The sequence below is a fragment of the Paraburkholderia sp. CNPSo 3076 genome, assembly GCF_026343935.1.
GTDB classification, from domain to species: Bacteria; Pseudomonadota; Gammaproteobacteria; order Burkholderiales; family Burkholderiaceae; genus Paraburkholderia; species Paraburkholderia nodosa.
Genome location: NZ_JAPMAL010000006.1, coordinates 72394 through 89849, shown reverse-complemented (window position 1 = coordinate 89849; position 17456 = coordinate 72394). Strand labels below are relative to the sequence as shown.

Sequence of the window (17456 nt, the reverse complement as noted above, 5' to 3'; positions counted from 1 at the left end):
TGTGAAGGATCGAAAGGCGAAAAGCTGCGTGCAACGCATCGTCAGCCGACGCGCCGCTCGCGAATCGCGCCGACGGCGCACAGCGAGATGAGCCCGCAAACGACGAGATAGACCGCAGGCGAAAGCGGATTGCCGGTCTTCGCGAGCAGCCACGTGACGATGAACTGCGAACTGCCGCCGAACAATGTCACGCCCACGCTATAGATGACCGAGAGACCGCTTGCGCGCACGCCGGCGGGAAGCATTTCCATGAGCATCAGCAGCATGGGGGTGGAGCCGAGATTCGCCGCGGCCGTGATCATGACCGAGAGCGCGAGCACGAGCGGCACGCCCGGCATGCGCGTCATCAGCCAGAACGCGGGCACGATGGCCACGATGTTGAAGAGCAGCGCACCGAGCACGAGCCGCTTGCGGCGCGCGAGGCGGTCCGCGAGACGCCCCGAGACGAGCGATGCGACGAGCATCGTGAAGCCCGTGGCGCAGCCCGAAAGCAGCGAGAGCGACGGCGGCATCTTGAGCACGCGAATCATGTAGGTCGGCATGAAGAACACCACGAGATACATTCCCACGGTGCCGGCTGTGATCGAGAGAATGCCGAGACCCACTTTCGCGCCGTGCTCACGCATGAGCGTGCCGAGCGGGCTGGGCGCGTCGGACTCGGCCTCGTGCGTTTCGTCGAGTTTCGAGCGGATATAGAGGCCCACCGGCGCGATCAGCAGGCCCCCCAGGAACGGCAGACGCCAGCCCCAGCTCTCCAGCGCCTGCGGCGAGAGCGTGGCGTAGAGCACCGCGCCCGTGAGCGCGCCGACGAGCGCCGAGATGCCCTGGCTGCCCAGTTGCCAGCTCACGCGAAAGCCGCGCTGCCCCACTTCGCCGGACTCCATCAGCATGGCCGTGGACGCGCCGATTTCGCCGCCGAGCGAGAAGCCCTGCAGGAGCCGCCCCGCGAGAATCACGAGCGAGCCCAGCACGCCGGCCTGCGCATAGGTCGGCGCGAGCGAGATGCACAGGGTGCCCGCCACCATCAGTGCGATAGTCAGCGTCATGGCGGCCTTGCGCCCGCGCCGGTCGGCATAGCTGCCGATCACGAGGCCGCCCAGCGGCCGCATCACGAAACCGATGCCGAACGTCGCCACAGCTAGCAGCAGCGAGCCGTAAGTGCTGTCCGAGGGGAAAAAGAGCCGGCCGATCAGCAGCGCGAAAAAGCTGTAGACCGTGAAGTCGTACATTTCGAGCGCATTGCCGATCGAACACGCGGCGATCAGGCGGAACTGGCTCTGGCGAGTGGCCGCGGGCGGCGCAAGCGGGGCGGTGGCGCTGAGCGTGGCGTCATTCATGGCGGATCTCCGCGAGACGTGGAGCGGTGGGAACAGGAAGTGGCCGGTCGATATTCAGGCAGGTCTCACTTTTGAAAGAAGTCACAAATTTTCATCTTGATAACCGGATGGAATCGCAGTGACGCGCAACGGCCATCGAGCGATGGCCGCCATTGCGCGTCTCCTCTCCATTGCGGCTCACAGCCCTCGACATGACTAGACAAATTAATGGGGCACACCAATGGCTGAAACAGTCCATGCCGCAACCACGTCTCGCCTTGCCACAAACACCGATTCATCGCGAATCCACGCCCGCTCACAGGGTTTTCCATGAGCCCGGATTTATGAAATTCTCTTGCGCTCGAATTCTTTTCTCTCCATTCTTGTCTATGCAAGTCGCACGAACGAAACAACGTCCCCACGGGTCCACGGTACCCACCGACAAAGGAGCATGGTCATGCAGGCGAAGTACACCCGGCTGGCAAAAGCGCTGATTGGCGCAGCACTCGGCGTCACGCTGCTTGGAAGCGGCAGTGCCGGCGCGAAGGAATGGAAAAGCGTGACGATCGCGCTCGACGGCAGCTATGCGCCCTGGAACCTGACACTGCCCGGCGGCAAGCTTGGCGGGTTCGAACCCGAACTCGTCGAAAACCTGTGTGCGCGTGCACAAATCCAGTGCAAGCTCGTCGCCCAGGACTGGGACGGCATGATTCCGGGCCTGCAGGCGGGCAAGTTCGATGTTCTGATGGATGCGATCTCGATCACGCCGGACCGCGAGAAAATCATTGCATTCTCGAAGCCCTATGCGGCCACCCCGGCAAGCTTCGCCGTGTCCGATCCGAAGATCCTGCCGAAGGGCGGCCCGAACACGCCGCCTCTGAAGCTCGACGCGGACTCGCGCAGCAACGCGCCCGCCATCGAGTCGATGCGCAAGGCGCTGAAGGGCAAGACGATCGGCATCCAGTCGGGCACGGTGTACACCGGCTTCATCAACGCCAACTTCAAGGACGTCGCGTCAGTGCGCGTGTACAAGACCGCGCCCGAGCGTGATCTCGATCTCACCAACGGCCGCATCGACGCCACGTTCGACGACGTGACCTACTACACCGCCAACGCCGACAAGTCGCCCGTCGTGATTGCCGGCACGATGATCTCCGGTCCGATCTGGGGTCCGGGCGAAGGCCTCGCGTTCCGCAAACAGGACGCCGACCTGAAGGCGAAGTTCGACAGCGCGATCACGGCGGCACTTGCCGACGGCACCGTGAAGAAGCTCGCCCTGAAGTGGTTCAAGACCGACGTGACGCCGTAAGCGTCGCATCCTGACCGCGCGCGCCGCGCCTGACGCGCGCCTTCGCTTCCCGACCCGCGTGGATCCATGCCATGTCTCTGTTATCGCTATTCAACACACTCGGCCTCGGGCCGGACGGCTGGGGTAGCGTTCTGCTCCTAGGCGCGTTGATGACCGTTGTGCTCACGCTTGCCGCACTAGCAATCGGCGCCGTGTTCGGTGCGCTCATCGCCGCCGCAAAACTCTCGCGCTTGCGCGTGCTGCGCGTGTTCGGCGACTTCTACACGACCGTCTTTCGCGGTGTGCCCGAATTGCTCGTCATCTATCTGTTCTACTTCGGCGGCTCGTCTCTGGTCACCACCGTCGGTCAATGGTTCGGCGCCGACGGATTCGTCGGCGTGCCGCCCTTCGCCGTCGGCGCGTTCGCGGTCGGCATGATTTCGGGCGCCTATCAGGCCGAGGTCTATCGCGCAGCCGTGCTCGCCGTGGCACGCGGCGAACTCGAAGCCGCTCGCGCGATAGGCATGCCGACGCTCACGCTGTTTCGCCGGATTTTGATCCCGCAGGTGCTGCGCTACGCGCTGCCCGGCATCGGCAACGTCTGGCAACTGAGCCTGAAGGACTCCGCGCTGATTTCGGTCACCGGGCTCGCCGAGTTGCTGCGGGCGAGCCAGATCGCAGCGGGCTCGACGCACCAGTACTTCCTCTTCTTCGTCGTCGGCGGTCTGCTCTATCTCGCCATGACGGGTGTGTCGAACCGTGTCTTCGGTCGCGCCGAAGCGGTCGTCGGCCGCTCGTTCAAGCGCAACTTTGCGCGCAACTGATCGGGGAGCGCACACTCATGAATATCGATTTCGCGTTCCTGCTCGACACGATGCGCCAGCTCATCGGCGCCGTGCCGACAACGCTCGGTCTTTTCTTCGCGTCGCTCGTGCTGGGCGGCTTGCTCTCGCTCGTGATCGTCACGATGCGGGTCTCGCCGCACTGGCTGCCGAACCGTTTTGCGCGCGCCTACATCCTCGTATTTCGCGGCTCGCCGCTGCTGATCCAGATGTTCCTCGTCTATTACGGCCTCGGGCAGTTCGGCGTGATTCGCGAAAGCTTTCTGTGGCCGGTGTTGCGCGAGCCCTATGTCTGCGCGGTCCTGTCGCTCGCGCTGTGCACGGCGGGATACACGGCCGAGATCATCCGCGGCGGCCTCATGGCGGTGCCCGTCGGACAAATCGAAGCCGGCTACTCGATCGGACTTTCCGGCTTCGCCCTGCTGCGCCGCGTGATCGGCCCGATCGCGCTGCGTCAGTGCCTGCCCGCGTATTCGACCGAAGCCGTGCTGCTCGTCAAGTCGACGGCACTGGCAAGCCTCGTCACCGTTTGGGAAGTGACGGGGGTTGCGCAGCAGATCATTCAGCAGACCTATCGCACCACCGAGGTGTTTACGTGCGCCGCGCTGATCTACCTGTTCCTGAACTTCGTGGTCGTGCGCGTGATCGGCTTCGTCGAGCAACGGCTGTCGCGCCACCTGCGCGCGGCGCCGCCCGCCCCGCGCAAACCCGCTGCGCCGCTCGAAGCCACGCGTGCCGCGTCGTGACCCGCCGCCCTACCTGGAGAGATTGATGAATACGTCAGCACCCGTTGCGCTGTCGGTGCGCAACATCCACAAGTCGTTCGGTGACCATCACGTGCTCAAGGGCATTTCGCTCGACGCTCACGAAGGCGACGTCATTTCGATTCTCGGCGCGAGCGGCTCGGGCAAGAGCACGTTCCTGCGCTGCCTGAATCTGCTGGAGACGCCGGACGACGGTTCGGTCGCGCTCGCGGGCGAGGAACTCAAGATGAAGCGCCGCAGCGACGGCAAGCTGCAACCGGGCGACCGCCGTCAGGTCGACCGCGTGCGCTCGCAGCTCGGCATGGTGTTTCAGAACTTCAACCTGTGGTCGCACATGACCGTGCTGGACAACCTGATCGAAGGCCCCATGCGCGTGCTCAAGCGCAGCCGCGCCGAGTCGGTCGAAGAAGCCGAGGCGCTGCTCGCCAAGGTCGGCCTTGCCGACAAGCGCGGACACTACCCCGCACATCTGTCGGGCGGCCAGCAGCAGCGCGTGGCGATTGCGCGCGCGCTCGCGATGCATCCGAAGGTGATGCTGTTCGACGAGCCAACCTCGGCGCTCGACCCCGAGTTGGTCGGCGAAGTGCTGCGCGTGATGCGCACGCTCGCCGACGAAGGCCGCACGATGCTCGTCGTCACGCACGAGATGGGCTTCGCGCGCCACGTTTCGAATCGCGTGATGTTCCTGCACCAGGGCCAGGTGGATTCGGATGGCACGCCAGACGAGGTATTCGGCGAACTGAAGTCGGACCGCTTCCGCCAGTTCGTGTCGAGCCACCAGGATCGCAACGCTCACTAAACCCGCACCACGCACACGCACTCCCATGGCCATCACCCGTACCCAGAATCCGCTCGACTGGCGCGCGATCGCCACCGTCGCCGCAGGCGAGCCGCTGATACTCTGCGCCGATGCGCAGGCGAACATTCGTAGCGCCCGTGTGCTCGTCGAACAGATCGTCGCGCGCGGCATCCGTGCGTATGGCGTGAACACGGGCGTCGGCGCGCTGTGCGACGTGGTCGTCTCGCAAGACGAACAGCACGACCTGTCGCACAACATCCTCATGAGCCACGCAGTGGGCGTGGGCGAGCCGCTAGACGCAGAAGAAACACGCGCGATCATGGCTGCGGCCATCAACAACTTCGCGCATGGACACTCGGGTGTGCGCCTCGAAGTCGTCGAGCGTCTTGCCGCGCTGCTGGAGGCGAATTGCCTGCCGGAGGTGCCCGCGTTCGGTTCCGTCGGCTATCTAAGCCATATGGCGCACATCGCGCTCGTTTGCGTGGGCGCGGGACATGTGCGCTGGAACGGCGAGCGCGTGAGCGGCGCTCAAGCCCTGCAGCGGCTCGGCTTGCAGCCCCTGTCGCTCGAAGCGAAGGAGGGATTGAGCCTCGTGAACGGCACGCCGTGCGTGACCGGGCTCGCGGCGCTCGCGCTTCACCGCGCGGAGCGCTTGCTCGACTGGGCGGACGTCGTTGCGGCGATGAGCTTCGAGAATCTCGGCGGCCAGATCGCGGCGTTCGACACCCGTTCGCTTGCGTTTCGTGTGTCGCCGGGCCTCGCCCGCGTGGGCGAGCGTCTGCGCGCGGCGCTCGCCGGTAGCTCGCTGCTCGAGGTCTCGCTCGGGCGGCGCACACAGGACCCACTCAGCGTACGCACGATTCCGCACGTGCACGGCGCCGCGCGAGACACGTTCGCTGCAACGGCCGAAGTCGTGAACCGCGAGCTTGCCTCGGTGACCGACAATCCGATCGTTGCCGGCACGCCGGAGTCGCCCCAGGTGTACTCGCAGGCGCATGCGGTCGGCGCCTCGATCGCGCTCGCCATGGACAGTCTCGCAACCGCGATTGCACAGGTTGCGGCGATGGCCGAACGCCGCCTCGACCGTTTGGTCAACCCGCTCGTGAGCGGCCTGCCGGCCTTCCTCGCGCACGCCTGCGGCACGCGTTCGGGTTTCATGATTGCGCAGTACACGGCCGCGTCGCTCGTCGCACAGAACCGCCGTGAAGCCGCTCCCGCGAGTCTCGACGGCGGCGTGACATCGGGGCTGCAGGAAGACCATTTGTGCCATGCGACGCCGGCCGCGCTAAAGGCGCTCGCGGTCATCGAGAACAGCAACCGCATCCTCGGCATCGAACTGCTCGCTGCGGCACAGGCCTACGATCTGCAGCCGCTCGACGCGGCGCGCGCGCCCTATACGGACGCGCTCTACGCCAGCGTGCGCTCCACGCTGCCGACCTATCACGACGACCGCCCGCTCTCCGACGACATGACTTTCGCGTTTCGCCTCGTTGCCGACAGCGCCCCACCGCCGCTTCCCGGCCCGGCATGTGACGGCACCAGGGCCGTGTCGCGGGAAACGGAGCTGGACATGCCGCCAATCGCGCGCAGTACGGGGGCCCCGGCGACCAGCGCGGTTCCCGGCACTGTCGGCGTCTGATGCGAGGTCAGGTATGAACGCGCCATCTTCGCTCATCGACAACTCGACGCATGCCGCGACAGCGCATAAGGTCGCTCCGGCGTACGAGCAGATCAAGCGCTACGTGGTCGATCGAATCACGGACGGGACCTGGAAGCCGGGTGAGGCCATTCCGTCGGAGACCGAGCTCGTCAAGGAATTCGGCGTCGCGCGAATGACCGTATCGCGCGCGCTGCGCGAACTGTCGGCCGAGCACGTGCTCAGACGCGTTCAGGGCGCGGGAACGTTCGTTGCCTCGCGCGACGTCGAATCGACCGTCCTCGAGGTTCGCAACATTGCCGACGAAATCGCCGCGCGGGGTCACCGGCACAGCGCGCGGGTGCTGACGCTGGGGACAAGCTCGAACGATCAGGCGATGGCCGCACTCGAGCTCGGCTGCGGTTCCGTGTTCCATTCGCGTATCGTCCACTACGAGGAAGACGAAGCAATTCTGTACGAGGACCGCTACGTGAACCCCCATGTGTTTCCGGGCTATCTCGAGCAGGACTTCACACGGGAAACACCGAATCACTACATGATGCGGCTCGCGCCGGTTCAACGGGCGGAGTTCCGGATCTACGCGCAAAAACCGGACGCGGACATACGACGCCATCTTTCGATGAATATTGGCGAGCCCTGCCTGCTGATGTGGCGGCGTACGTGGGTCGGCAGCGCCGTTGCGACCGCCGTCGAGCTTTGGCATCCCTCATCACGTTTTCATCTGGTCGGCAAAGTATCGACATAACACCGGGTGCACCGCGCTCAGATCCTCGCCGCGTTTCGCAACGTTTAGAATCACTTCCGATCGGAGAACGTTGGAGCACCACAGATGAAACTGCACCAGTTGCGCGTCCTGCTCGCGCTCGCGCAGCACGGCAGCATGCACGAGGCATCGCGCAGCCTGCACATCTCGCAGCCGGCGCTTTCCAAGGCGGTGGCGGAGCTGGAGCGCGAACTGGGCGTGACGCTCATGTCGCGCTCGGTGCGCGGCGTGAGCCTCACGAATTATGGGCGCGCGCTCGCGAAGCGCGCGAGCGTGGTCGAACAGGAGTTGCGCCACGCGCTGGAAGATATCGAAGGCATGCGCGGCCATGCCGAGGCGCAATTGAACATCGGCTTTTCCGCCGTTGCATCGAGCGGCCCGCTGCCCGAGTCGATCGCGGCATTTCGCGCGCGCTTTCCGGTCGTGGCGGTGCACGCCTATGAAATGCGGCCGCAGCAGATACTCGAAGGGTTGCGCGAAGGCCGCCTCGACCTCGCGCTCATCTCGACGAACAGCGGCCCCGGCACGAGCGCGTTTCAGTGGGAGCGGGAGCCGCTTTTTTCGGTGGGCATGGTGCTCGCCACGCGTCCCGGCCACCCGCTTGCACGCACGACGCGCCTGCGCGATCTGCTCGAGGCCGACTGGCTCACGCTCGACCCGCTGGACGATCCCGGCAGCCCGCTCGCGAGCCTCATGCGCCTGAATCGCCTCGAGATGCCCAGGCGCATCGTGCACAGCGTGTCGAACCTGCTCGGCCTGCAGCTCGCGACCTGCACGGATGTCATCAGCATCTGGTCGGACTTCGTGTTCTACGGCATGAGCGGGCCGCTCGTCCTCAGGCGCGACGCGTTGCACACGCTGCCCATTCGCGACGAGTTGCCGGACTTCCATGTGTTCATGGTGTACCGGTCCACGGACCTGATGACTCAGGTGTGCACCGAGTTCAGCAAGGAGGTGCGCCATCGCTGCCGCACGATGGTCTCGCCGCGCGCCGCCGCGCCCGGCACGGCGCGCACGCGCACAACAACGGGCGCAGCCGCGAAGTCTCGTCTGGAGCGCTGACGTCGCGGACTGCGCGGTTTAACCGGGTGCCGGGCCCTGCTTCGCGGCCGCCTCGCGCGCCCGCGCGAGCACGTCGAGATTGCCCTCGCCGAAACCGTGATGGCCGCTGCGCTGCACGACTTCAAAAAAGATCTCGCCCGGTAGGCGTTTGGCAAAGGTCTGGAAAAAGAGCCGCGGCACGCCGTCTTCGCCAATCTCGCCATCGACCAGCACATGGCGCTTGCGCAAGGCTTCCAGGTCCACGCCGTGGCCGGGCAAACGCGCATCCACGGTGTCGTAGTACGCGCGCGGCGGTTCGACGAACTCGACGCCGTTGGCCTTGAGCGCATCGACGCTCGCGAGGATGTCGTTGCTCGCGAGCGCGATATGCTGCACGCCTTCGCCGGGATGCTCGGGCAGATAGTCGTGCAATAGCTGCGTACGGCGCGTGCCTTCCTCATAAACCGGAATGCGCAGTTCGCCATCGGGCGACACCATCACGCGGGACTCCTCGGACACATGCCAGTTCGCGTTGATCTCGTGGATCTCGCGGAAATGCAGCAGGTCGCGATAGAAGTCGAGCCATTCCGCAATGCGCCCCGCGCCCACCGTTTGCGTGAGGTGATCGACGCGCGTAAGGCCGGTGCCGCCGTGATCGAGATCGGTATGCGCGGTGGCGACGTCGATGGGCCGGAAGTCGATGTCGAAGATCGAAATGTCGCCCACGCCGCCGCGCTGGCCGCCGCGGCCGCGCCAGCGGTCGATGAAATAGAGGTGCGAATCGCCAATGCCCTGGATCGCGGGAATGTGCAGCTCCGCGGGACCCAGCCGCTCGCCCTCGAACGCCCACGCGCCGAGCGAGATGGCGTGCTTGAACGCGCGTTTCGCATTGTCGACGCGCACGCCGATCGCGCAGATGCCCATGCCGTACTCCTGCGCGTAGCGCGCGGCGAACGAATCGGGTTCGGCGTTCAGCAGGAAATTCATCTCGCCCTGGCGGTAGAGCGTGACCGCCTTGCTCACATGGCGCGCGATCGCCTTGAACCCGAATTGTTCGAAACGGCGGCCGAGATCGGCGGGCTCGGGCGCGGCGAACTCGACGAACTCGAGACCGGCCATGCCGAGCGGATTGTCCGCATGCGGCGGAGGATTACTGGGGCTGGACATGCAATAGGCTCCTGACGCAAGCGCTGAAACGGACACTTCGCCGCGCCGCCGCAAACCTGGAGGACGCGCAAAGCAGCGCCGATTTTAACCAGTTCGTTCATTTTGACGAAGATCGCCGCACGTGGGCGGTCCGCGCGCCATCTCGGTGCAAACCCGCAATGCGTTCGATAATCGCACGCATTTGGGCGATAATCGCGCAAAACGGCGGCACCACGCATTGCCGGACCGCGCGGCCCGCCCTATGCTGCGTCTCACGTTTCGTGCATCTCGCAGCATGGCACATGCGCAAAAGTCTGGAGACAACTCATGACCCCAAGCCTCGACACCACCGGCACGCCCGACGCCGCCCCTCTCGCGCCGTCGCGCAGCCAGGCCCGCAAGGCGGCGCTCGGCAGTTTCGTCGGCGCGGTCGTCGATTGGTACGACTTCCTGCTCTACGGCATTGTCGCCGCGCTGGTGTTCAACGTGGCGTTCTTCCCGCAGGTCGGCAGGACCATGGGCACGCTCGCCGCGTTCGCGACCTTCGGCGTAGGCTTTCTCTTCCGGCCGCTCGGCGGCGTCGTGTTCGGCCACTTCGGCGACCGGCTCGGCCGCAAGCGCATGCTCGTTCTGACGGTCATGATGATGGGCCTTTCCACCGTTGCCATCGGGCTCTTGCCAACCTTTGCGACCATCGGCTGGTGGGCGCCCGTGCTGCTCGTCACGATGCGCGCGCTGCAAGGCTTCGCCGTAGGCGGCGAATGGGGGGGCGCGGCGCTCATGGCCGTGGAAAGCGCGCCGCGCGGCAAAAAGGCGTTCTATAGCAGCGGCGTGCAGGTGGGCTACGGCGTGGGCCTCGTGCTCGCCACGGGCCTCGTGGCGCTGCTGAGCCACCTGCTCGGCGACGCGGCGTTCCGCTCGTGGGGCTGGCGTCTGCCGTTCCTCTTCAGCGTCGTGCTCGTGCTCGTGGGCCTGTGGGTGCGCTCGAGCATGGACGAGTCGCGCGAGTTCGTCGAGAAAGTCGAGCACGGTCATCGCAAGCTCAAGATGCCGGTGCTCGAAGCGCTCGCCCGTCACCCCAAGGCGTTTCTGTATATCGTCGCGCTGCGCCTTGCCGAACTCTTCACGATGTATATCGTGACCGCCTTCGCGCTGAGCTATTCGACCAGCAACCTCGGCCTGTCGCGCGATCTCTTTCTCGGCATCGGTCTGTTCGTGGGCGCGCTCTCGTGCATCACGATCCCCTGCTTCGCGTGGCTCGCCGATCGCCTCGGGCTGCGCCGCATCTATCTGATCGGCGCGTGCATCGGTCTCGTGAGCGCCGTGCCGTTCTTTCTCGCGCTCGAAGCGCGGGTCACGGTCTGGATCGTGATCTTCTCCGTGATGCTCGCGAACATCGCCCATGACATGGTCGTGAGCGTGCAGCAGCCGCTCTTCACCGAACTGTTCGGCGCGGAATACCGCTACAGCGGCGCGGGCGTGGGCTACCAGTTCGCGAGCGTGGTGGGCGGCGGCTTCACACCGTTCATCGCCGTGGCGCTGGTGGGCGTGGGCGGCGGTTCGTGGCACCTCGTCGCCGCATACCTCGCGATTGGCTGCCTGATCTCGCTGATCGTGGCAGCGCGCATGAAGCCCGAGTGAGCAAGAGCATATCGTTCGCGCGCAAGCCGCAGGCGTCCCGCGCCTGCGGCTTTTTCCGTTGTTTGAGCCACCGTGCAGCACAGGGTCTGGCACGCCGATGAAGAAACCGCCACTGGACCGGCGCGACTGGATCGCCGGGCTCGAAAAAGGCCTCGCGATTCTCGAAGCCTTCGACAGCGAGCACGCGCGCATGACCCCCACCCAGGCGGCCGAGCGCACGGGCCTCTCGCGCACCGCCGCGCGCCGCTATCTGCTCACGCTCGAATCGCTGGGCTATGTGTACACGGACGGCCGTCTGTACGGCCTTACGCCGCGTGTGCTGCGCGTGGGCTGGTCCTACTTCGATTCGGCGCGTCTGCCGCGCACCGTGCAGCCCTATCTGCAGCAGCTGAGCGCGACGCTCAACGAATCGGCCTATGTGAGCGTGCTCGACGGTTGGGAGCTCGTCGTGATCGCGCGCAATGGCGTGTCGCGCGTGATGACGACGGGCTTCGTGCTCGGCGCGCGCGTGCCCGCGCCGCTCATCTCGCCGGGCGTGGTGCTGCTCGCGCACGAGGCCGACCAGGACGCGGTTTCTGCGTGGCTCGATACGGTCGAACTGTCGCCCTTCACGCCGCATACCATCACGAGCAGCGCGCGCCTGCGCGAGAAAATCGGGCGCGCGCGTGTGGACGGCTATGCGCTCATCGAGCAGCAGTTGCAGGTGGGCGTGCGCGGCATTGCCGTGCCGCTCAGGAATCGCAACGGCGAGGTGGTCGCCGCGCTCAGCACCAACATGCCGATGGGCGAAGAAAGCCCCGAGGCCGCTCTCCAGCGCGTCCTGCCGCATCTGCAGGAAAGCGCGCTCGCCATGCTCAACGTGCTTTAACGCGGTGTTTGAACCACGGCTCACGAGCGCGTGAGCGCTGCATGATCGCCCGTCATGCGCGCGTTGCCCGTCACGGCGAGTCCCGCTGTGGCGAGCGCTTCGCGCGCATGTCCGCGATGCAACGCGAGGCCGATAGCGAGGCCGGCGGCGCCTGGTGCGGCGAGCACGCTAGCCGTGGCGATGCCCACTTCGCTGAGCGCGGCGACGAGCGCAATCACGCGCACCGTCCACGCCGCCATGCCAATTGCTTGCGCCCGCAACGATCTCCTCGCACTTCGACGCTAGAAGTCCACCGCATCGCGAATGATCGGGCACGTCATGCAATGGCCGCCGCCGCGCCCGCGCCCCAGTTCCGCGCCCACGATGCTCACGACCTCGATGCCGGCCTTGCGCAGCAGCGTGTTCGTATAGGTGTTGCGGTCGTAAGCGAACACCACGCCGGGCGAGGTGCACACGAGGTTCGCGCCGCTGTCCCACTGGGTGCGTTCGCGCTGATAGTCGTTGCCGCCCGCTTCGACCACCCGCATTTTCTTGATGCCGAGCGCCGCGCTCACCACCTCGACAAAGGACTTTTTCTCCTGGTGCAGTTCCACACCCGCCGGATGATCGCTGGGCCGGTACGTGAAGGTGCGGGTACGCGCCAGGAAATCCGGCGCGATCAGCACGCAGTCGCGATCTGCAAACGTGAAGACCGTATCGAGGTGCATGGCCGCGCGAATTTTCGGCATCGCCGCCACGATCACCTGCTCGGCGGCGCCCTTCCTGAACAGCGTGGCGGCGAGCTGGCTGATCGCCTGGCGCGAGGTGCGCTCGCTCATGCCGATCAGCACGGTCTTGTTGCCGATGGGCATGACATCGCCGCCTTCGAGCGTCGCCATGCCGTGGTCCTGCGTGGGGTCGCCCCACCACACGTTGACCTTGCCCGCGAAGTCCGGATGAAACTGGTAAATCGCCGCGGCAAGAATCGTTTCCTCGTGCCGCGCGGGCCAGTACAGCGGATTGAGCGTCACGCCGCCGTAAATCCAGCAGGTGGTGTCGCGCGTGTAGATCGTGTTCGGCAGCGGCGGCAGCAGATATTCGGTGGACCCGGCCGCTTCGCGCACGACCTTGAGTGCCGCGCCGCCATGCGATTCCGGGAAATCGTAGATCGACAGGCCGCCAAGCAAGGTCTCGGCCAGCTTGCGATCGTCGAGCCCTTCCAGATAGCTGCGCAATTCGTCGATGAAACCCAGCCCGACCTGGTTCGGCACGATCTGATTGTCGAGAATCCACTTCTTGCCTTCGGGCACGGCAACGGTTTCGGCGAGCAGGTTGTGCATTTCCACGACCTCGACGCCGCGGTCGCGCATCTTCGTGACGAAATCGAAATGGTCGCGCTTCGCGTTGTCGACCCACAGCACGTCGTCGAACAGCAACTCGTCGCAATTGCTCGGCGTGAGCCGCGAGTGCGCCATGCCGGGCGCGCACACCATCACCTTGCGCAGTTGCCCGACCTCCGAGTACACGCCGAGCGTGCTCTCTTCCTTCGCCCTGGCCTTGCCGCCCTTCGCGGCTTTCTCCGCCTTTTCTACCTTCTCTACCTTTTCGCCCTTCTCACTCTTGCCACCGCCCTTCGCCTTGGACATATCGATCTCCGCTCGTTCTCGTTAGACCGCCATGGTGCCCGTGGCCAGCGCAACGACGCCTACGATGGCCGCTACGGCCGCCACGATGAAAATGACCCAGTCGCTCGTACGCTGGAAAACCTTCAGCTTGCGCTCGCGCCGCGCGAGGAAATACAGCACCGTGCCAGGCGCGTAAAGAATCGCCGATAGCAGGATGAACTTGAGACCACCGGCAACAATCATGAACAACGTGTAGATCACGGCGACCGAGGCCAGCGCGAGATCGCGCTTGCGCTCTTCGGGCCGCACGTCGTAGCTCTCGCCACGGTTCGAAACCATAAACCCGTAAGCGGCGACGAAGAGATAAGGAATCAGCGACATCGAGCTCGTGAGGTTGAGCATCAATGCGAACGCGTCGCGCGAGAAATACGTGCTCGCCACCAAAATCTGTACAACGATGTTGGTGATCCAGAGCGCATTGGCCGGCACGTTGTTGGCGTTTTCGCGCGCGAACACCGCTGGCATATCCTGATTGCGCGCCGCCGCGAACATCACCTCGGCGCAGATGAGCGACCATGCCAGATACGCGCCCAGCACGGAAACGATCAGACCGATGCTTACGAAAATCCCGCCCCACGGACCGACCACGCTTTCGAGCACGGCCGCCATGGAGGGCTGGCGCATGCCTGCCACATCCGCGCGCGGCAGCACGGCGAAAGGCAGCATGGAAACGAGCACCATGAGCGTGGTGACGCCGGCGAAGCCGAAGATCGTTGCGCGCCCGACGTCCGTGCGCTCTTTTGCATAGCGCGAATACACGCTCGCCCCTTCGATGCCGATGAACACGAACACAGTCACGAACATCGTCGCGCGAATCTGCTGGACGAGGCCGCCCTCTTGCGCGGCGGACTGGATATTCAGGTGGAAGGTCCCGTACTTGAATACGAACAGGAGGATGACGATGAACACCACGATCGGAATGACCTTGGCGAACGTCACGACAGTGTTGATGAACGCGGCCTGCTTCACGCCGCGAAGAATGAGAAAGTGAAACAGCCAGATGCCGATGGAAGCGACGATGATGGCCGTGACCGTATTGCCGTCGCCGAAAACCGGGAAAAATGCGCCCAGCGTGGACTTGATCAGCACCCAGTACGAAACGTTGCCGATGCAACTGCCGATCCAGTAACCGAATGCGGAGAGGAAGCCGGGGTAATCGCCGAAGCCCTCTTTGGCGTACACGAACACACCGGCGTCGAGGTTCGGCTTTCGCTCCGCGAGCGCCTGGAAGACGCGTGCGAGCGTGTACATGCCCACGCCCGCCACCAGCCACGCAATCGCCGCGCCGACCGGCCCCGTTGCATTCGCGAAGGTTCGCGGCAGAGAAAAGATCCCGGCGCCCACCATGCCTCCGACTACCATCGCGGTCAACTGCACGCGACTCATCTTTTGCCCGGTATCGGCCATCGGTTTCCTCGCTTTGTTCGGAATTTCGCGTTATCGGGCGGCCAGCGCACTTCTGCGCCGCCGCTTAAGCTTCAGGCGTCTGCGGTGTCACCGGGTCACGCGCACCGAGTTGTTGCCGAGCAGCACACGCACGCGGTCGCCGGGAACGAACTGCTGATCCGCATCCTGGACCACCGACATCAGTTGCCCCGAATCCAGACGCACGACGATTTCAAGGCCTTGCCGCTGCGTGACGCGCTGCTCCACGGCATTGCCTGCCGCGCCGCCCAGCACCGCGCCGCCGATGCCCGCCGCGACGGAGCCCGTGCCGCGCCCGATGTTGCTGCCTGCCGCGATGCCGCCGAGCGCGCCGCCCGTTATCGCGCCGATGCCGGTTGGACCCGGCTGAATCGTGACGGGCCGCACGGATTCGACCGCGCCGAGTTCGACCACGAACACCTGCTGAGCCTGGGCCGGCGTGAAGACAGAGCCTGAAGTCGGTGCCTCACAGCCGGAAAGCGCGACAGAGACAACCACGGACCCAAGAAGTGTTGCAGCGAGATATCGCATGACATTCCCCCTAATGCGGCGCATTGCGGATTCGCTAATTCATTCGGCCTGTTTGCTAACGATTCCACGTATAGTCATTAGCGAACATTTAGCCAATACGTGCCCGGCGATTCTCATTGCTCAATCCTCATCCGGACACCTGACGAACATTATGGAATACGATTCGCACATGAGGTATTCAACGTGACATTCGTTCGAGAATAGTTCAGTAATTCAATGTGGCGCGCATTTTTTATCCGCGATTTCCCGCGCTCGCATTACGACCGGTCAAAGATCAGAAAAAGGCTCGAACATGAAATCGACGGATGACCAGAAATTGTCGCTGCCGGTACTGACGGCCATGGTTGTGGGCTCCATGGTCGGCGCCGGCATCTATTCGCTGCCGCGTAACTTCGCGCTCGAAGCGGGCCCGACGGCCGCCGTCATCTCATGGTGCATTGCGGGAGGCGGCATGTATATGCTGGCCCGGGTCTTCCAGTTTCTCGCCGAAATCCGGCCCGACCTCGACTCCGGCATCTTTGCCTATGCGCGTGACGGCTTTGGCGGCTACGCCGGCTTTCTCTCCGCGTTCGGCTACTGGATGGCCGGTTGCTTCGGCAATGTCTCTTATTGGGTGCTGATCAAATCCACGCTCGGCGCATTCGTGCCGGCATTTGGAAACGGCAATACGCCGATTGCCATTGCGGTTTCGTCGTTCGGCATCTGGGCATTTCACTGGATGCTGTTGCGGGGCATTCAGCAGGCCACGCTCATCAATGCGATTCTCACTGTCGTCAAGATTCTGCCCATTTTCGTTTTTATCGGCATTTTGAGTGTCTATGCGAGCGTGGAGCCATTCACGGACAATCTCGCGGAAAGCGCCCACGGGCTTGCCTCGCAGGTCAAGGGAACCATGCTCGTGACGGTATTCGTGTTTCTCGGCATCGAAGGGGCAAGCGTGTATTCGCGCTACGCGAAAAAGCGCTCGGACGTGGGCGCTGCCACGATACTCGGCTTCGCCTTCGTGCTGTTGCTGCTTGTGTTCGTGACGCTGCTGCCCTACGCGCATCTCATGCGCGCGGATATCGCCGCCATGCGGCAACCTTCAATGGCATCGGTGCTTGGCGCCGTAGTCGGCTCGCCAGGCGTGGTGTTCATCGGCGGCGCGCTTATCGTCTCCGTTCTCGGAGCCTACCTCGCATGGTCGCTGATCTGCGCGGAAGTGCTGTATGCCAGCGCGAAAGCGGACGCCATGCCAGCCATCTTCGCGCGCCGCAACGCGCGGCAGCTTCCCACCGCCGCGATCTGGCTCACGAGCAGTGTGGTGCAGGCCTTCGTCATCAGCACGTACTGGTCCTCCGACGCCTTCTCGCTCATGCTGCGCCTCACGAGCGCCATGGCGCTCATCCCCTACTTTTTCGTGGCGACCTTCGGGCTCAAGGCCATTCGCGCACTGCCGCAGTCGGCAATGAGCGCGCGAAAGCGCACGCTGAGCTTTGCCACAGCGATCATCGCCACGATTTATACACTGTTCCTGCTTTACGCTTGCGGAGTGGAACTGCTCGTCATGTCCGCGCTGCTCTATGGACCTGGCAGCCTGCTCTACATGTGGGCGCGGCGCGAGCGTGGCGAGGCGCTCTTTTCCCGGCCAGAGTGGTGCGCGTTTCTCGTGGTGATGGGCGGCGGACTCGTTGCGATATTCGAGCTGAGCGCCTCCGCATGGCGTTAGCCG

General features: G+C 64.6%; 16 protein-coding genes. 10 read left to right on the top strand and 6 right to left on the bottom strand.

Annotated features, from left to right (window positions below; genetic code table 11):
* Nucleotides 1–41: 41 nt before the first annotated feature.
* Nucleotides 42–1337 (bottom strand): MFS transporter, encoded by a 1296-nt coding sequence (locus M3A49_RS08920; protein WP_266228366.1) that lies wholly within the window; start codon nt 1335–1337, stop codon nt 42–44.
* A 436-nt stretch (nt 1338–1773) separates the two neighbouring features.
* Here M3A49_RS08920 and M3A49_RS08915 point away from each other — a divergent pair, with 436 nt between their 5' ends.
* From M3A49_RS08915 to M3A49_RS08885, 7 genes are all read left to right on the top strand, one after another.
* On the top strand, nt 1774–2625 hold the full coding sequence (locus M3A49_RS08915) for a transporter substrate-binding domain-containing protein (RefSeq protein ID WP_254355675.1): 852 nt from the start codon (nt 1774–1776) through the stop codon (nt 2623–2625).
* Between the two features lie 71 nt (nt 2626–2696).
* Nucleotides 2697–3428, top strand: coding sequence for an ABC transporter permease (locus M3A49_RS08910; protein ID WP_069267091.1), 732 nt, complete (start codon nt 2697–2699; stop codon nt 3426–3428).
* A 17-nt stretch (nt 3429–3445) separates the two neighbouring features.
* Nucleotides 3446–4192: an ABC transporter permease gene (locus tag M3A49_RS08905; RefSeq protein WP_028206339.1), complete on the top strand. Its 747-nt coding sequence runs from the start codon at nt 3446–3448 to the stop codon at nt 4190–4192.
* 25 nt (nt 4193–4217) lie between these two features.
* Nucleotides 4218–5009 carry an ABC transporter ATP-binding protein gene (locus M3A49_RS08900; RefSeq protein ID WP_028206340.1) on the top strand — a complete coding sequence of 264 codons (792 nt, stop codon included), beginning with the start codon at nt 4218–4220 and terminating at the stop codon, nt 5007–5009.
* Between the two features lie 25 nt (nt 5010–5034).
* Complete coding sequence (locus M3A49_RS08895) at nt 5035–6648, top strand: HAL/PAL/TAL family ammonia-lyase (protein WP_266228365.1); 1614 nt, start codon at nt 5035–5037, stop codon at nt 6646–6648.
* A gap of 13 nt (nt 6649–6661) precedes the next feature.
* On the top strand, nt 6662–7411 hold the full coding sequence (gene hutC, locus M3A49_RS08890) for a histidine utilization repressor (RefSeq protein ID WP_266228364.1): 750 nt from the start codon (nt 6662–6664) through the stop codon (nt 7409–7411).
* Between the two features lie 84 nt (nt 7412–7495).
* Nucleotides 7496–8491, top strand: a complete 996-nt coding sequence (locus M3A49_RS08885; protein ID WP_266228363.1) for a LysR family transcriptional regulator — start codon at nt 7496–7498, stop codon at nt 8489–8491.
* 18 nt (nt 8492–8509) lie between these two features.
* Here the strand turns inward: M3A49_RS08885 and M3A49_RS08880 are convergent, their stop codons facing one another.
* Nucleotides 8510–9637: a 4-hydroxyphenylpyruvate dioxygenase family protein gene (locus tag M3A49_RS08880; RefSeq protein WP_266228362.1), complete on the bottom strand. Its 1128-nt coding sequence runs from the start codon at nt 9635–9637 to the stop codon at nt 8510–8512.
* Nucleotides 9638–9943: 306 nt separating this feature from the next.
* Between M3A49_RS08880 and shiA the strand changes: the two genes are divergently transcribed.
* The gene (gene shiA, locus M3A49_RS08875) at nt 9944–11257 is read left to right on the top strand and encodes a shikimate transporter (protein WP_266228360.1); all 1314 of its coding nucleotides are present in this window, start codon (nt 9944–9946) and stop codon (nt 11255–11257) included.
* A 97-nt stretch (nt 11258–11354) separates the two neighbouring features.
* Complete coding sequence (locus tag M3A49_RS08870; protein ID WP_266228359.1) at nt 11355–12125, top strand: IclR family transcriptional regulator domain-containing protein; 771 nt, start codon at nt 11355–11357, stop codon at nt 12123–12125.
* Nucleotides 12126–12145: 20 nt separating this feature from the next.
* On the opposite strand, the gene M3A49_RS42655 is transcribed toward M3A49_RS08870, so the two are convergent.
* The 4 genes from M3A49_RS42655 to M3A49_RS08850 form a co-directional block, all read right to left on the bottom strand.
* Nucleotides 12146–12385, bottom strand: a complete 240-nt coding sequence (locus tag M3A49_RS42655; RefSeq protein WP_416338938.1) for a hypothetical protein — start codon at nt 12383–12385, stop codon at nt 12146–12148.
* A gap of 21 nt (nt 12386–12406) precedes the next feature.
* A complete protein-coding gene (locus M3A49_RS08860) occupies nt 12407–13597 on the bottom strand; it encodes an arginine deiminase (protein ID WP_416338942.1) in 1191 nt (396 codons plus the stop codon).
* Nucleotides 13598–13771: 174 nt separating this feature from the next.
* Nucleotides 13772–15196 carry a basic amino acid/polyamine antiporter gene (locus M3A49_RS08855; RefSeq protein WP_266228357.1) on the bottom strand — a complete coding sequence of 475 codons (1425 nt, stop codon included), beginning with the start codon at nt 15194–15196 and terminating at the stop codon, nt 13772–13774.
* Between the two features lie 87 nt (nt 15197–15283).
* Nucleotides 15284–15745, bottom strand: coding sequence for a membrane protein (locus tag M3A49_RS08850; RefSeq protein WP_028206348.1), 462 nt, complete (start codon nt 15743–15745; stop codon nt 15284–15286).
* 292 nt (nt 15746–16037) lie between these two features.
* Here M3A49_RS08850 and M3A49_RS08845 point away from each other — a divergent pair, with 292 nt between their 5' ends.
* Nucleotides 16038–17453: a basic amino acid/polyamine antiporter gene (locus M3A49_RS08845; protein ID WP_266228356.1), complete on the top strand. Its 1416-nt coding sequence runs from the start codon at nt 16038–16040 to the stop codon at nt 17451–17453.
* The last annotated feature ends 3 nt before the right edge of the window (nt 17454–17456 follow it).

Excerpts from the sequence above, each read along its gene's own strand:
- M3A49_RS08870 (WP_266228359.1), top strand. The coding sequence starts at position 11,355 with ATGAAGAAACCGCCACTGGACCGGCGCGACTGGATCGCCGGGCTCGAA.
- M3A49_RS08855 (WP_266228357.1), bottom strand. The coding sequence starts at position 15,196 with ATGGCCGATACCGGGCAAAAGATGAGTCGCGTGCAGTTGACCGCGATG.
- M3A49_RS08910 (WP_069267091.1), top strand. The coding sequence starts at position 2,697 with ATGTCTCTGTTATCGCTATTCAACACACTCGGCCTCGGGCCGGACGGC.
- M3A49_RS08850 (WP_028206348.1), bottom strand. The coding sequence starts at position 15,745 with ATGCGATATCTCGCTGCAACACTTCTTGGGTCCGTGGTTGTCTCTGTC.
- M3A49_RS08915 (WP_254355675.1), top strand. The coding sequence starts at position 1,774 with ATGCAGGCGAAGTACACCCGGCTGGCAAAAGCGCTGATTGGCGCAGCA.
- M3A49_RS08845 (WP_266228356.1), top strand. The coding sequence starts at position 16,038 with ATGAAATCGACGGATGACCAGAAATTGTCGCTGCCGGTACTGACGGCC.
- M3A49_RS08900 (WP_028206340.1), top strand. The coding sequence starts at position 4,218 with ATGAATACGTCAGCACCCGTTGCGCTGTCGGTGCGCAACATCCACAAG.
- shiA (WP_266228360.1), top strand. The coding sequence starts at position 9,944 with ATGACCCCAAGCCTCGACACCACCGGCACGCCCGACGCCGCCCCTCTC.
- M3A49_RS08920 (WP_266228366.1), bottom strand. The coding sequence starts at position 1,337 with ATGAATGACGCCACGCTCAGCGCCACCGCCCCGCTTGCGCCGCCCGCG.
- hutC (WP_266228364.1), top strand. The coding sequence starts at position 6,662 with ATGAACGCGCCATCTTCGCTCATCGACAACTCGACGCATGCCGCGACA.
- M3A49_RS08860 (WP_416338942.1), bottom strand. The coding sequence starts at position 13,597 with ATGGTGTGCGCGCCCGGCATGGCGCACTCGCGGCTCACGCCGAGCAAT.
- M3A49_RS08895 (WP_266228365.1), top strand. The coding sequence starts at position 5,035 with ATGGCCATCACCCGTACCCAGAATCCGCTCGACTGGCGCGCGATCGCC.
- M3A49_RS08905 (WP_028206339.1), top strand. The coding sequence starts at position 3,446 with ATGAATATCGATTTCGCGTTCCTGCTCGACACGATGCGCCAGCTCATC.
- M3A49_RS08880 (WP_266228362.1), bottom strand. The coding sequence starts at position 9,637 with ATGTCCAGCCCCAGTAATCCTCCGCCGCATGCGGACAATCCGCTCGGC.
- M3A49_RS08885 (WP_266228363.1), top strand. The coding sequence starts at position 7,496 with ATGAAACTGCACCAGTTGCGCGTCCTGCTCGCGCTCGCGCAGCACGGC.